Origin of the sequence: Sphingomonas sp. CFBP8993 (assembly GCF_034044895.1) — a bacterium.
Taxonomy (GTDB): domain Bacteria; phylum Pseudomonadota; class Alphaproteobacteria; order Sphingomonadales; family Sphingomonadaceae; genus Sphingomonas.
In genome coordinates this window covers 45,303-59,316 of sequence record NZ_JAXCWU010000002.1, presented here as the reverse complement: position 1 = coordinate 59,316, position 14,014 = coordinate 45,303, and the positions used below count along the sequence as shown (strand labels likewise).

The 14,014-nt window shown below is 66.9% G+C and carries 8 protein-coding genes; 3 read left to right on the top strand and 5 right to left on the bottom strand.

Annotation, left to right across the window (positions count from 1 at the left end; genetic code table 11):
* The first annotated feature begins 277 nt into the window (after positions 1-277).
* The gene (gene purE / locus SOM26_RS03360; protein ID WP_320451334.1) at positions 278-736 is read left to right on the top strand and encodes a 5-(carboxyamino)imidazole ribonucleotide mutase; all 459 of its coding nucleotides are present in this window, start codon (positions 278-280) and stop codon (positions 734-736) included.
* A 7-nt stretch (positions 737-743) separates the two neighbouring features.
* On the top strand, positions 744-1,799 hold the full coding sequence (locus SOM26_RS03355; RefSeq protein ID WP_320451846.1) for a 5-(carboxyamino)imidazole ribonucleotide synthase: 1,056 nt from the start codon (positions 744-746) through the stop codon (positions 1,797-1,799).
* Between the two features lie 3 nt (positions 1,800-1,802).
* Here SOM26_RS03355 and SOM26_RS03350 read toward each other — a convergent pair whose 3' ends face one another.
* The 4 genes from SOM26_RS03350 to SOM26_RS03335 all read right to left on the bottom strand — a co-directional run bounded on the left by SOM26_RS03350 (position 1,803) and on the right by SOM26_RS03335 (position 7,880).
* A complete protein-coding gene (locus tag SOM26_RS03350) occupies positions 1,803-2,630 on the bottom strand; it encodes a TonB family protein (protein WP_320451333.1) in 828 nt (275 codons plus the stop codon).
* A gap of 39 nt (positions 2,631-2,669) precedes the next feature.
* The gene (locus SOM26_RS03345) at positions 2,670-4,475 is read right to left on the bottom strand and encodes a DUF885 domain-containing protein (protein ID WP_320451332.1); all 1,806 of its coding nucleotides are present in this window, start codon (positions 4,473-4,475) and stop codon (positions 2,670-2,672) included.
* Between the two features lie 240 nt (positions 4,476-4,715).
* A complete protein-coding gene (locus SOM26_RS03340) occupies positions 4,716-5,015 on the bottom strand; it encodes a hypothetical protein (protein ID WP_320451331.1) in 300 nt (99 codons plus the stop codon).
* 12 nt (positions 5,016-5,027) lie between these two features.
* Positions 5,028-7,880 (bottom strand): M16 family metallopeptidase, encoded by a 2,853-nt coding sequence (locus tag SOM26_RS03335; protein WP_320451330.1) that lies wholly within the window; start codon positions 7,878-7,880, stop codon positions 5,028-5,030.
* 214 nt (positions 7,881-8,094) lie between these two features.
* Here SOM26_RS03335 and clpB point away from each other — a divergent pair, with 214 nt between their 5' ends.
* A complete protein-coding gene (gene clpB, locus SOM26_RS03330; RefSeq protein ID WP_320451329.1) occupies positions 8,095-10,674 on the top strand; it encodes an ATP-dependent chaperone ClpB in 2,580 nt (859 codons plus the stop codon).
* 258 nt (positions 10,675-10,932) lie between these two features.
* On the opposite strand, the gene SOM26_RS03325 is transcribed toward clpB, so the two are convergent.
* On the bottom strand, positions 10,933-14,004 hold the full coding sequence (locus SOM26_RS03325) for a TonB-dependent receptor domain-containing protein (protein WP_320451328.1): 3,072 nt from the start codon (positions 14,002-14,004) through the stop codon (positions 10,933-10,935).
* Positions 14,005-14,014: the final 10 nt, after the last annotated feature.

The window sequence follows — 14,014 nt, the reverse complement described above, 5'->3', positions numbered from 1 at the left end:
AGCGACCACCCCTGGTTTTGCCCTGTCGGGCAGGTGTCGTCCCTTGGCCTTCGACTTTGCTCAGGCTGAACGGGTCTTTGGTTTACCCAACCTCCGTTCAGGCTGAGCGAAGTCGAAGCCCACGCCCCCACGCTCCGCCAAAAATCCGCGCCGGTTCCCCCGAACGTATACGGGAGGTTGCCCCCCTCGCCGCGTCCCGCTAGTCAGCCCGCTTCTCCGGCACCGGGGCCAGAGGGGCTAAGGCGGAAGAGCGGATATGACGTCGGTCGGGATCATCATGGGGTCCACTTCGGACTGGGAAACGATGCGGCACGCTGCCGAGACGCTGGATGCGCTGGGCGTGGCGCATGAAACCCGCGTCGTCTCCGCACATCGCACGCCGCAGCGCCTGTACGACTATGCCACCACCGCCGCCGATCGCGGGATCAAGGTCATCATCGCGGGCGCCGGGGGTGCGGCGCATCTGCCGGGTATGGCCGCGTCGATGACGCACCTGCCGGTGCTGGGCGTGCCGGTGGAGTCCAAGGCGCTGAAGGGCATGGATAGCCTGTTGTCGATCGTCCAGATGCCCGGTGGCATCCCGGTCGGCACGCTCGCCATCGGCAAGGCGGGGGCGATCAATGCCGGCCTGCTCGCCGCCTCGATCCTGTCGCTGTCCGACGAGGGCCTGACCGGACGTCTCAAGGACTGGCGCCAGCGCCAGACCGACAATGTCGCCAACGATCCGCAAGGGTAAGACGATCATGCTGAAGCCGGGTTCGACGATCGGGATTCTGGGTGGCGGCCAGCTGGGCCGGATGCTGGCGGTGGCCGCGGCGCAACTGGGCTATCGCACCCAGGTGCTGGCCCCCGACGAGGACAGCGTGGCAGCGCAGACCGCGTCCTCGCTGACCCGCGCGGATTATCACAACACGGTCGTGCTCACCGACTTTGCCGCCGCCTGCGACGTGGTGACCTATGAGTTCGAGAATGTCGATGTGACGCCAGTCGAATGGCTGGCCGAGCGGTTGCCCGTCCATCCCTCGCCCGCCGCGCTGCGCGTCGCGCAGGACCGGATCGCCGAGAAGAGCTTTGTCGAGAAGGTCGGCGGCCGCCCCGCCCCCTGGGCACCGGTGAACTCCGCCGCCGACCTGACCGAGGCATTGGAGCGGATCGGCTGCCCCGCCATCCTGAAGACCACCCGCTTCGGCTATGACGGCAAGGGCCAGGCCCTGATCCGCGACATCACCGAGGCACCCGCTGCGTTCGAGGCGATCGGTGGCCCGGCGGTGTTGGAGGGGTTCATCCACTTCAGCCACGAGTTCTCGATCGTGATCGCTCGCGGCGAAGACGGACAGGCGGTCCGCTACGACCCGCCGCACAATATCCACCGCGACGCGATCCTCCGCACCTCGACCCTGCCCGCCCCGGCCGAGATCCTGGCCCAGGCCGAGGAGGCGACCGCGCTCGCCATCCGCATCGCCGAGGAATTGGGTTATGTCGGCGTGCTCGCCTGCGAATTCTTCGCGACCGACAACGGGCCCGTCTTCAACGAGATGGCGCCGCGCGTCCACAATTCGGGTCACTGGACGATCGAGGGGGCCGAAACCTCGCAGTTCGAAAACCACATCCGCGCGATCTGCGGCCTGCCGCTGGGCGACACGTCGCTGACCGGGGCCTGGGTGCAGATGGAAAACCTGATCGGCGACGACGCCTGGGAAGGCGCGCTCAGCGAAAAGGGCTCACACCTGCACCTCTATGGCAAGGGCGAGGCGCGGCCGGGACGCAAGATGGGGCATATCACCCGGGTGACGCGGTAAGGGTCAGCGAATCGCCCGCCGCACGTCGAAGGTCACCGGCACCAGAACCTGCGCCTGGATGACCTCGTTGCCCTTCATCAGGGGCCGGATGCGAAAGCGCGGATAGAGCGTCATGGCCGCCGCACCGAAGCCGCGCTTGACGGGGCGCTCGGCGATGATCGAACAGCTTTTCGGGCGGCCGGGGGTCGGCACCACGCATAGCAGCACGGCCACCCCGCTGACCCCGCCCATGCGGGCCATTTTCGGAAAGGCCTCGTCGATCAGGTCCTGAGGCGGCTTTTCGATCCATTCCGCCCAGGAAAAGCGGAGCCGCCCCTCGCCCGGACCGTCACCATCCCCGCGCCCGTTGCCCGTCCCCGAGCCCTCACCCCCCGTGCCGCGTCCGCTGGCCAGACCCTGCCCCCGCCCGTCGGAGGCCGCGGTGCCGGTGCGCAGCGGCAGGTCGGTCGTAACCTCTCCGGCGGCCGGGGCGGGCAGCTCGACACGATCGAAATGGGCCGGTGCAACCGCTGCCGGAGCCGCCTGCTGCGCCTCGGGTGCCGGCGCCTCACGGGGCGCGCCGCCCCCGGCGGTCGGACGGATCACCCGACTCTCGCGCTCGACCGGCGCGGGGGCCGGGGGTGGCGGCGTGACGGGAACCGGCGACGGTTCGGGAAGAGGGAAGACGTTCACCAGCGTCAAGCTCGGCTGGTCCGGCCTGGGCTCCGATCGGAACGGCGTCAGCCATAGTAGCAGGGCCAAGATCGCCAGATGCACCATCAGCGTGGCGATGGCCGCCGCCGATTGCCGCCCTCTGTCCTGCCGGACCGAAACGCTCCCATGCATCGCCATGATTCTCCCATGGGAGGATCATCGCGACGCCGATTCGGGTCAAGCCCGCGCCCAATCCTCCCCGATGCGTCGCAGTACGTCGAGCGGCACGCGGCCATGGCGCAGCACGGCAGTGTGGAACGCCTTCAGGTCGAACCGGTCGCCCTGTCGCTTCTTGGCGGCATCGCGAATGTCGACGAACACGGAATGGCCGAGCTTGTAGCTCGCCGCCTGGCCCGGATTGACGCAGTAGCGCTCGACCTCGCGGGTGGCGAAGCCCCCGGCCTCGCCCTCCGCCTCGACGAAATGGCGGATCGCCTGTTCGCGGGTCCAGCGCAGGTGATGAAGTCCGGTGTCGACGACGCAGCGATTGGCGCGGAACAGCAGGAACTTCAGATAGCCCAGCTGCCCCAGCGGATCGTCGTCATACATGCCGATCTCGTCCGCCAGCTGCTCGGCATAGAGCGCCCAGCCCTCGCCATAACCCGAAAAGCCGTTGATCTTGCGGATCAGCGGCAGGCGCGTGTTCGACAGCGCCAGCCCGCTTTCCATCTGATGGCCCGGCAGCCCTTCGTGATAGACGGTCGTCGCCAGGCAGAATTTGGGCCAGTCGGCACTGTCCTTCAGGTTGAAATAGACGAGGCCGGGGCGCGAGCCGTCGATCGCGGGGGCCTGCGCAAAGGCGGCGGCCGCCCCCGCCTCGGTCTGGGGCGGTACGCGGCGCACCTCGAAGCCATAGGGCGGGATGCGCTCGAACACCTGCGGCAGGCGGGTGCGGATCGCGTCGAGCCGTGCGTTACAATAGGCGATGGCGGCGCGCTTGCCCTCGTCGGTGTTGGGGTAAAGCTGGTCCGGGTTCTTGTAGAGCGCGGCCATGCGCTGGCCGACCGTTCCTTTCGTGAAGCCCTGTTTGCGAAGCAGGGCGTCGAGCCGCGCCGACAGCATCGCCGCCTGGTCGCGGCCGAAGCGGTGGACTTCGTCGGGCGAGAAGCTGGTTGTCGTATTGGCCTTCAGCGCGACCGGATAATAGGCCGCGCCCTGGGGCAGTTTCCAGACGCCCGCATCATGCGTGGCCTTGGTGCGCAACGCCTGCGCAAGGGCGATCTGGCGGTCGAGCGCGGGGAGGATTTCGGCGTCGTAGATCTGGGTGGCCTGCTGCCCGTAACGCTCGCCCAGCCCCTTTTCGGCGGTGCGACGCGCCAGCGACTGGACCACCAGCGCTTCCGACGCGGGCTGGCGGGTCTTGCCCATCTGCTCGAGCGCCAGATCGAGGATGAAGTCGGGCGGCACCACCCCCTGGCCTGCATCATGGCGCATCCGGTCGGTCTGTGCGTCGATCTGGCGGGCAAAGGCGCGCAGCCGCATCACATAGGCATCGGCATCGCCCGCGCTCGCGATCTTGTGCTTGGTGTCGAGAAAGTCCGGCACCGACTGGTATGCGCCCGACAGCTGCGACACGACATAGGGGCTGGGACCGTATGAGCTTCCGCCGAAGTCGAATGCCTGCACCGCCTGTGCCGAGCGGCGGGTGTAGAGGATCGATTCCAGGTCGATCCGCTCCTCGGGCGACAGGGTGGCGGGGTCGATCGCCTCCAGCCGCGACAGATCGGCCCTGGTCGCGGCCTTTGCCGCCGCGATCCCGGCGGGCGACTGGTCGGAGAGCTTGCTGCGCAGATCGGCGTTGGGACCGGTGTCGAGCCCCAGATTGGTGGCGCCCTCGGGACCACGGCGAAGCTGTTCCTGGACCAGCGTGTCGAACAGCGCCGTGAGTTTGGCCGAGGGGGTGTCCTGGGCGACGATGGCCTCGCTTTGCGCAGCGACGGCCATGGCGGCGGTCCCGCCCAGGAAATGGCGACGGTCGATCATGCTGGTCCCCTATGTGTCTTTGGGGGCAGCGTAACGGGATTTGGCGGGAATTGAACCGGTTATGTGGTGGGTTCAGCCCATGGCCTTCGACTTCGCTCAGCCTGAACAGCGGTTGGTATGGAGCCGCGCTTACCCCACCCCCGTTCAGCCTCAGCCAAGTCGAAGGCCACGCCCCACCCCCACGAAAAAGGGCGGCGCGTCCTCCGACGCACCGCCCTTCCCCGTCTCACCGGGCGAAGATCATCCCGCGCGTGTGCCCGACAGCGGGAAGCTGCCGAACGCGCCCGCGCCGACCGATCCGGTCAGCGTGTCGCCATCGGCGGTCGCTTCGCAGTCCAGCGTCATCGGCATCGGCGAGGAAATGGACATCTTCCAGTGGATCGTGTTGCCCGACACGTCGCCCTCGATATCCATTGCGCCCATCTGGCCGCCGCCCGAACCCGTGAAGCGATCACCCTCGGTCGTGACCGTCAGCGTCATCTCCTGGTCGCCCAGCGGCGACTTCACGATGCAGTCCCAGGTTCCGTCGATATCGGCCATTGCCACTCTCCCTTATTGTGCCGCCGGGGCGGACGCGACGACCGCCGATGGTTCGATCACCTCGACGGGCAGGCCCAGCGTATCGAGCTGCGGCTTGACCGTCTTGGCATCGCCGACCACCACCCAGACGAAGCTCTTGGGGTTCAACGCCGCCTGGATCGACTTGTTCAGCTCTGGCAGGGTCATCGCCTGATAACGCTGGGTGATCGTCGCATAGTAATTGTCCGGGCGACGATACAGGTCGTTGGCCTGCATCGCCGACAGGACCGCGCCCGAGGTTTCGAAATTGCCCGACAGCGAGCGGATCGCGCCGGTGATCGCGCGGTCGAACTCGACCCGATCCATCGGCTTGGTCGTCAGGAACTCCGCCACGTCCACCCGCAGCGCGTCGATCGAGGGGCCGGTCTTGTCCGCCTGGACCGGTGCCGACATGATGTAGGGCGCCGCGAATTCCGATGTCTGGAACCCGCCCCGCACGCCGTAGGACCAGTGCTTGTTCTCGCGGATGTCGGTGTTGATCCGGCTGAGGAAGCTGCCGCCCAGCGCGTCGTTCGCCGTGTTCTGGAGCAGCAGATTGTCGATGCCCTTCAAGGACGTCGGCGCACCCGCCATGATCATCGACTGCGGGCTGTCCGGGCGGTTGACCAGCACGATCTTCGGCGCGGAGGGCTGGCCCGCGGTGAAGTTCTTCACGCCGCCCGTACCGGTGGCGCGCCAGTCGCCGAACACGCGATCGAGCGCGGCCTTGACCTCGGCGAGCGGACGGTCCGAGGTCACGAACACCTTGGCCTTGTCGGGACGCAGCCAGGCCTGCTGGAACGCGACCAGCTGGTCACGGGTCATCGCCGCCACCGCCGCCGGATCGCCCGCGCCCTGCGCCTTGGCATAGGGGCTGGTCGGCCCATAGACGAGCGGCGGCAGGACACGGCCCGCCAGCCCCTGCGGGCTGGTCAGTTCCTGCTTGATGCCCGCCAGCGTCTGCGTCTTCACCCGCGCCAGTTCGGGATCGGGGAAGGCCGGGTTGCGGACGATATCGGCATAGAGGTCGAGCGCGGGGACCAGGTTGGCGCTCGGCACGTCCAGCCCGACGACGGTGCGGTCGTTCGACGCGCTCGACCCGATCGTCGCGCCCAGACGCTCCTGCTCCTCGGCGATGGCGATCGTGTTGCGGCGCGTGGTGCCCTCGTCCAGCATCGACTGGACCATGCGCTGCGTGCCCAGCTTGCCAGGCACGTCGGCCGCGATCCCGGCGTCGAAGGACATGGCGATCTGCGTTACCGGCACCGCGGTGCGCTGCGCGTAGATCAGCTCGATGCCATTGGCCAGGCGGCTACGCTGGACCGTCGGGAAGCTCAGCGGCTTGACCTGACCCACCTCGGGCAGGGCACCGCGCGTGCCCTTGGCGGGCTGGTCGGGCGCTGCGGGCACATCGGCGCGCGGCGGCACCTTGGCCTCTTCATAGGCGTCGCGGGCGCCCGGCACGACGGTCAGCGTATAGGCCGGACGCGACAGCCACTTGTCCGCCGCCGCCTTCACGGTCGCGGGCGTCTGCGCCGCGATCTGTTCCAGCTGCTTCTTATATTTGCCCGGATCGTTCGAATAGAGCGCGCCCTCGGCCAGCGCGACCGCCTTGCCGCCAAAGCCGCCGACCGATTCCAGTCCCTGGACACGGCCCGAGACATAACGGGTCACGGCGCGCTGCACCTCGTCGGCGGTCGGCCCCTTGGCCAGGAAGTCGGCCAGGATTTCCTGCATCCGCTTGTCGACCATTGCGGGGTCGACGCCGGGGCGCACGATCGCGGTCATGTTGAACATGCCCACCTGCGCGAAGGGACGGTCGCTCGCCGACACCTGCACCGCCAGCTTTTCCTGCTTCACCAGGATATTGTCGAGCCGCGACGAGGCCAGGCCGCCCAGGATCGAACCCGCGACCACCAGCGAGGCGCTTTCGGGATCGTTCAGGCCGGGCACCGCCCAGTTGCGGCTGACCATGACCGCCGCCACGCGGTCCTTCATCACCTCGTTGACGGGGGCGGGCAGCGTCGGGATCGTCACCGTCGGCAGCACGCTTTCTGGGCCCGCTTTGATCGCGCCGAAATACTTCTCGACCAGCGGCTTGGCGGTCGCCACGTCGATGTCACCCGCCAACACCAGCACCGCGTTGTTCGGGCCATAATGGCTGCGGAACCAGTCCTTCACCGTCTCCAGCGATGCCTGGTCGAGATCGGCCATCGAACCGATGGTGCTGTGCGCGTACGGATGGCCCTCGGGGAACAGGCCCGACAGGATCTTGTACTGGGTCAGGCCGTAAGGCTGGTTGTCGCCCTGGCGCTTCTCGTTCTGGACGACGCCGCGCTGCTCGTCGAGCACGCCCTGCGTCACCGCGCCGAGCAGATAGCCCATGCGATCCGATTCCAGGAACAGCGCACGGTCGAGCGCGGCGGTCGGCACCGTCTCGAAATAATTGGTCCGGTCGAAATAGGTGGTGCCGTTATAATCGGTGGCACCCACCGACTTGAGCGGTGCGAAGAAGTCGCCGGGGGCGTTTTCCGAGCCGTTGAACATCAGATGCTCGAACAGATGCGCAAAGCCCGTCTTGCCCTTGGGCTCATGCTTCGAGCCGACATCGTACCAGACGCTGACCGCGACGACGGGTGCCTTGCGGTCGGTGTGGACGACGACGCGCAGCCCGTTCTTCAGGGTGAAGGTCTGATAGGGAATATCGACCGCCTTCACGAGGGTAGACACGGGCGCGGGCTTTGATGCGGGCGCGGGCTTCGATGCGGTCTGGGCCAGCACGGCCGGGCTGGACATGGCAAATGCCAGGGCGGCGGCGCCGGTCAGCGCCACGGACTTGATACGCATATTGTTTGAGTCTCCCCACTCAAGTGTATGGCGCGACCATAGCGGGCGTGCGGCGGACCGCAATCCCACCACGACGAACCGATTTCGTCAGGAATGGCGGCGGACCCTTTCGTTATCGAAACGGCCATCCCATGTTGCGGACAGGAAATTCCGCCAACCCCTTGTGTTGCACAAATGCAACACCATCTGACCTGGAAAGCGACAGGAACCCCAGATGAACCTCGAAAAATTCACCGACCGCGCAAAAGGCTTCCTCCAAGCCGCGCAGACCGTGGCAATCCGCAACAGCCATCAGCGTATCGCCCCCGAACATCTCCTCAAGGCGCTGATCGAGGATGATCAGGGCATGGCGTCCGGCCTGATCCAGGCCGCGGGCGGCGATGCCAAGCGTGTCGAGCGAGAGACCGATGCGGCGCTTGCCCGTATCCCGGCCGTCTCCGGCTCGGGCGCGCAATCCTCGCCCGGCCTCGACAATGATCTGGTCCGCGTGCTCGACCAGGCCGAACAGGTCGCGCAAAAGGCGGGGGACAGCTTCGTCACCGTCGAGCGGCTGCTGCTCGCGCTGGCACTGGCGTCGACCAATGCGGCGGGCAAGGCGCTGGCGGCGGGCGGCGTGAACCCGCAAAGCCTGAACGGCGCGATCGAACAGCTGCGCAAGGGCCGCACCGCCGACACGGCGGGCGCGGAAGACCGCTATGACGCGTTGAAGAAGTTCGCCCGCGACCTCACCCAGGTGGCGCGCGACGGCAAGCTCGACCCCGTGATCGGCCGCGACGAGGAAATCCGCCGCACCATCCAGATCCTGGCGCGCCGGACCAAGAACAACCCCGCGCTGATCGGCGAACCCGGCGTCGGCAAGACCGCGATCGCCGAAGGGCTGGCGCTGCGCATCGCGAACGGCGACGTGCCCGACACGCTGAAGGACCGCAAGCTGATGGCGCTCGACATGGGCGCGCTGATCGCGGGTGCGAAGTATCGCGGCGAGTTCGAAGAGCGGCTGAAGGGCGTGCTCGACGAGGTGAAGGCCGCCGAGGGCGACATCATCCTATTCATCGACGAGATGCACACGCTGATCGGGGCGGGCAAGGGCGACGGGGCGATGGACGCCTCCAACCTCCTCAAGCCCGCCTTGGCGCGCGGCGAGTTGCACTGCGTCGGCGCGACCACGCTCGACGAATATCGCAAATATGTCGAGAAGGACCCCGCCCTCCAGCGGCGGTTCCAGCCCGTCTTCGTCGGTGAGCCCACTGTCGAGGACACCATCTCGATCCTGCGCGGCCTGAAGGAGAAGTATGAACTCCACCACGGCGTCCGCATCACCGACGGCGCGCTGGTGGCGGCGGCGACCTTGTCCAACCGCTACATCACCGACCGCTTCCTGCCCGACAAAGCGATCGACCTGATGGACGAGGCCGCCAGCCGAATCCGCATGGAGGTGGAGTCCAAGCCCGAGGAGATCGAAACGCTCGACCGGCGCATCCTGCGCCTGAAGATCGAGCGCGAGGGGCTACGCCGGGAGAGCGACGCCGCCAGCATCGACCGGCTCGGCCATCTGGAGGGCGAACTCGCCAATTTGGAGGAGCAATCGCACACGCTGACCCAGCGCTGGCAGGCCGAAAAGGACAAGATCGCGGGCGAAGCCAGGCTCAAGGAGCAACTGGATCAGGCGCGGATCGAGCTCGACCAGGCGCAGCGGGCGGGCGACCTCGCCAAGGCGGGTGAGCTGTCCTATGGCCGCATCCCGCAACTGGAAAAGCAGCTTGCCGAGGCGCAGTCCGCGACCGAGGGCGCGATGCTGCGCGAGGAAGTGACCGCCGACGATATCGCGGGCGTGGTCAGCCGCTGGACCGGCGTGCCGGTCGACCGGATGCTCCAGGGCGAGCGCGAGAAACTGCTCCGCATGGAAGAGGTGATCGGCAAGCGCGTGATCGGCCAGGAGGATGCGGTCCGCGCCGTCTCCACCGCCGTGCGCCGTGCGCGTGCGGGCTTGCAGGATCCGAACCGGCCGCTGGGCAGCTTCCTGTTCCTGGGGCCCACCGGCGTCGGCAAGACCGAGCTGACCAAGGCGCTCGCCGAATTCCTGTTCGACGACCCCAGCGCGATGGTGCGCATCGACATGAGCGAGTTCATGGAGAAGCACAGCGTCGCGCGGCTGATCGGCGCCCCTCCCGGCTATGTCGGCTATGAGGAAGGCGGCGTGCTGACCGAGGCGGTGCGGCGGCGGCCCTATCAGGTCGTGCTGTTCGACGAGGTGGAGAAGGCGCATGGCGATGTGTTCAACATCCTGCTCCAGGTGCTGGACGATGGTCGCCTGACCGATGGCCAGGGGCGGACGGTCGACTTCTCGAACACGCTCATCATCCTGACCTCGAACCTGGGCAGCCAGTATCTGGCCAATGTCGAGGACGGGCAGAGCGTGGAGAGCGTCGAGCCGCAGGTGATGGAGATCGTGCGCGGCCATTTCCGCCCTGAATTCCTCAACCGGCTGGACGAGATCATCCTGTTCCACCGGCTGGGCCAGAGCCATATGGGCCCGATCGTCGACATCCAGGTCGGCCGCGTCGCCAAGCTTCTGGCGGACCGCAAGATCGCCCTGCACCTGACCGATGCGGCGCGCGAATGGCTGGGCCGGGTGGGCTACGACCCGGTGTACGGCGCGCGCCCCCTGCGCCGCGCGGTCCAGCGCCACCTCCAGGACCCGCTGGCCGAGGAAATCCTGCGTGGGAATGTGAAGGACGGCTCGACCGTCACGGTCGACGAGGGTGACGGCAAGCTGGCGCTGTCGGTGGGGTAAGCATGGTGTGAAAGCCGGGAGAACCGCCCCGGCTTTGCCCCCTCAGGCCCGAACCGGCCCGCGTGGCAACCAGCCGGTGATCTGGTCACGGCAAGGCAGCGCGGCGCGGGTCGTTCCCAACACAGCTGCCCCATCCGACACACGGATCGTTTCGTGGCGATACTGGACGCCGGTATACGCGCCAGCCCAAGAAAAAGGGGGCGGCCCGTCAAGGCCGCCCCCGTGGAGTGAGGGTTTCCGGGGTAGGAAACCCTGGGGTTAGAGGTTGAACTTGGCGCCCGCGCGGAACGAGCGGCCGAAGATGCCGTCGCCGCCCTGCACCGCATTGTAGAGATATGCGCCGTAAGTGACCGGATCGACCGGCGGCAGGCGGTTGAAGACGTTCAGCACGTTCACGTAGAATGTGAAGCGGTCGTTGACCTTGAACGACGCGTTCGCATCGGCGGTGATGTAGCTCTTCACGCGGCAACCGAAATAGGCCGGAGCCTGGCCGCAATCCTTGTACGCGTCGCCTTGGTCCATGGCCGACAGGTCATAGCCCGAGGTGTAGTTGACCGTACCCGACAGGGCAAAGTTGCCGAAGTCAAAGGTGTTGACCCAGTTGCCCTTCCACTCGAACGTGCCCGAACCGGCGGTCAGGTTGAAGTTGCCCAGCGTGTCGACATAGGTTTGGCGAACGCCGTCGACCGTCGTGCTCAGCTCCAGGATCAGGCTGGCGTTCAGGTTGGTCGACCACTTGACCGCGCCGAAATCGTAGAAGCCGTTGACCCCGAAATCGATACCCTCGGACTTGATCGTCTGGGCGTTGATCAGCTGCGAGCGGACGAAGGCGATCTTCGGGATGGCGGTCGGGTTGTTGACGTCGACGGCATCCGGGATGACCTCGAACCCGGGCAAGGCCGCGCCGCCGGCATAATAGTTGGCGATCGCAGGCGCCAGGTTCGGCGTGGTGATCGCGCCGGTCTTGCGGATGTTGAAGTAATCGACGGTCAGCGACAGGCCACGCACCGGATCGACCTTGATGCCGGCGGTGAAGCTGCGCGACTTCTCAGGCGCCAGGTTCTGCGACGCCAGCGTCGTCTGCCCGATCGAATAGTTGGTGATATAGGCCGAGCAGAATTGCGGAGTCGCGGCAGAGCAGACCTGGCTGGCGCCCGGATTGATGCTGTATTGGCGCAGGAAGGCATCGGGGATGCTGTTCAGCGACTGGGTCACGTAACCCGTGGTGGGCAGTGCATTCGCCTCGCCGAACGAGGGGATGCGGAAGCCGCGCGAGTAGGTGCCGCGCAGCGCGACCTGGCGGATCGGCTTGAAGATCGCGCCGAACTTGGGCGAGAACGCGCTCTGACCGCTCGAATAATGGTCGTAACGACCCGAGGCGTTCAGCGTCAGCTGGTCGAGGACCGGTGCGTTGACCTCGTAAAAGGCCGACGAGACGGTGCGGTTGCCCTTGGTACCAAAGGCGTTCAGGCGGAAGTAGCGCTGGGTCGGGCCGTTCTCGTCCGAGTTGGCGCTGGGTGCGTCGATCGCTTCGTAGAAGATCGAGCCGCCGACCGCGACGCGCAGGTCACCGCCCGGCAGCGCCATGATCGCCTTGCCCAGGGTGAACTGCGCCTGCAGCAGGTCCGAACTGTCGTTGGTGATGTTGGTCGGCGTCAGATAGTTCAGCGTCGCCTGGCTGTTCAGTCCCGGATTGACGAAGTTGTAGCTGCCGTCCTTGATCACATCGAGCAGGTGCTGGATGTAGACATAGCCGCTCTGCTCGAGACGCAGGTCGGTGTGCATCGCGGTCGCATCGAAACGATAGTCGACATCGTCGAAGATCGTGCCATTGATGCCGAAGGCGGCGCGGTAGACGCGGCTGCGGGTGCGGGTCGATTCGAAGCTGTTCGGCAGCGCACCGACCAGACGCGCGACCTGCCCGGCGGCGGCGAACGGGTTGTTCGGGTTCAGCGTGCCGTTGGTCGCGTTACACGCGCCGACGGTGGTGCGGGCGCAGACATAGACCGGCAGCGCCAGGATCGCCGAGTTCGGATCGATCGCGGGCGTCGCGTTCTGCGACGTCGAATATTGCGGGAACAGGATACCGGCGGGGGCATTGGCGCGCAGCACCGTCGGGGTGCCGGTATAGCCGGTCGTCGCCTGCTGGAAGTTGAGCTGCAGATAGGCTTCCGACGTGTCACCGATCTTGGCGGTGAAGCGCGCCGATCCGCCGACACGCTCGATGTCCGGCGTGATGTTGCCATACAGCCGCTGGTTGTCGACCTGGCAGACGGTGCCCGGCGCCGTGGCGTTGGCGGGCAGCGCCAGTTCGGCTGCGGTCGGGTTGTACGGCGTGCCGGTGAGGCAGCCCGCCGCCGGGTTCAGCAGCTGGTAACGCCCGAGCGCCGTGGTGTTCGTCGCATCCGCCGGACGCACATAGAAGGTCGGCGTGCCGATCGCGAAGCCGTTGGTGTACTGGTTGTTCTGGTCCAGGCCGTTGGCGATGCCATTGGGGCCGCAGACCAGCGTGCCGGTCCGGTTGGAGCAGATGCCGCGCTCGTCGCTGGAGTTGAACGGCGCGGGCAGCTGGCGGGCCTTCACGCCCTCCGAACGGTAATAGAAGCCGCTGATATAGGCGTTGTAGCCCTGCTCATCGAGGTCGCCGGTGCCTGCGGTCAGCGACAGGCGCTGGTTCGCGTTATAGCCACGCTGCGAGATACCCGCCTCGGCGCGGCCCATCACGCCCTTCACCGAACGCTTGGTGATGATGTTGACCACGCCCGCGATCGCGTCCGCGCCGTAGCTGGACGATGCGCCGTCCCGCAGCACTTCGACGCGGTCGACGATGTCGTCGGGGATGGTGTTCAGGTCGACGAAGTTACGCGTGCCGTCATCCGACAGCGGATAATAGGCGGCGCGCAGGCCATCGAACAGCACCAGGGTCGAGTTGGTCGACAAGCCGCGCAGCGACACCGACGAGGCGCCGGTCGCGAATGCGCCATTGGCGGTGAACGAGTTGGTGAGCGCAGGGCCGTTATTGGACGCCAGCGCCTGAATGCCCGCCTGAACCGTGTTGATGCCGCGCGCGTCGAGATTCTCGGCGGTGATGGTCGATACCGGCGACGGACCGACATCGGCGCCGCGGATGATCGAGCCGGTCACGACGATGTCGCCGCTGGTCCCGGCATTGGCCTGCTCGGCGCCTTGCGCGACCTGCGCATTGTCCTCGGCGTTCTGGTTCGCGGCAGGCGCGGTCTGCGCCATCGCCGGCACCGCCAGCAGCATCGAAAGCGGTGCGACGGTCGCCATCAGGCCCAGCCGACGCTGACCGATCCACGAATTGGTCATCTTTATTACC

Excerpts from the sequence above, each read along its gene's own strand:
- purE (WP_320451334.1), top strand. The coding sequence starts at position 278 with ATGGGGTCCACTTCGGACTGGGAAACGATGCGGCACGCTGCCGAGACG.
- SOM26_RS03355 (WP_320451846.1), top strand. The coding sequence starts at position 744 with ATGCTGAAGCCGGGTTCGACGATCGGGATTCTGGGTGGCGGCCAGCTG.
- SOM26_RS03350 (WP_320451333.1), bottom strand. The coding sequence starts at position 2,630 with ATGGCGATGCATGGGAGCGTTTCGGTCCGGCAGGACAGAGGGCGGCAA.
- SOM26_RS03345 (WP_320451332.1), bottom strand. The coding sequence starts at position 4,475 with ATGATCGACCGTCGCCATTTCCTGGGCGGGACCGCCGCCATGGCCGTC.
- SOM26_RS03340 (WP_320451331.1), bottom strand. The coding sequence starts at position 5,015 with ATGGCCGATATCGACGGAACCTGGGACTGCATCGTGAAGTCGCCGCTG.
- SOM26_RS03335 (WP_320451330.1), bottom strand. The coding sequence starts at position 7,880 with ATGCGTATCAAGTCCGTGGCGCTGACCGGCGCCGCCGCCCTGGCATTT.
- clpB (WP_320451329.1), top strand. The coding sequence starts at position 8,095 with ATGAACCTCGAAAAATTCACCGACCGCGCAAAAGGCTTCCTCCAAGCC.
- SOM26_RS03325 (WP_320451328.1), bottom strand. The coding sequence starts at position 14,004 with ATGACCAATTCGTGGATCGGTCAGCGTCGGCTGGGCCTGATGGCGACC.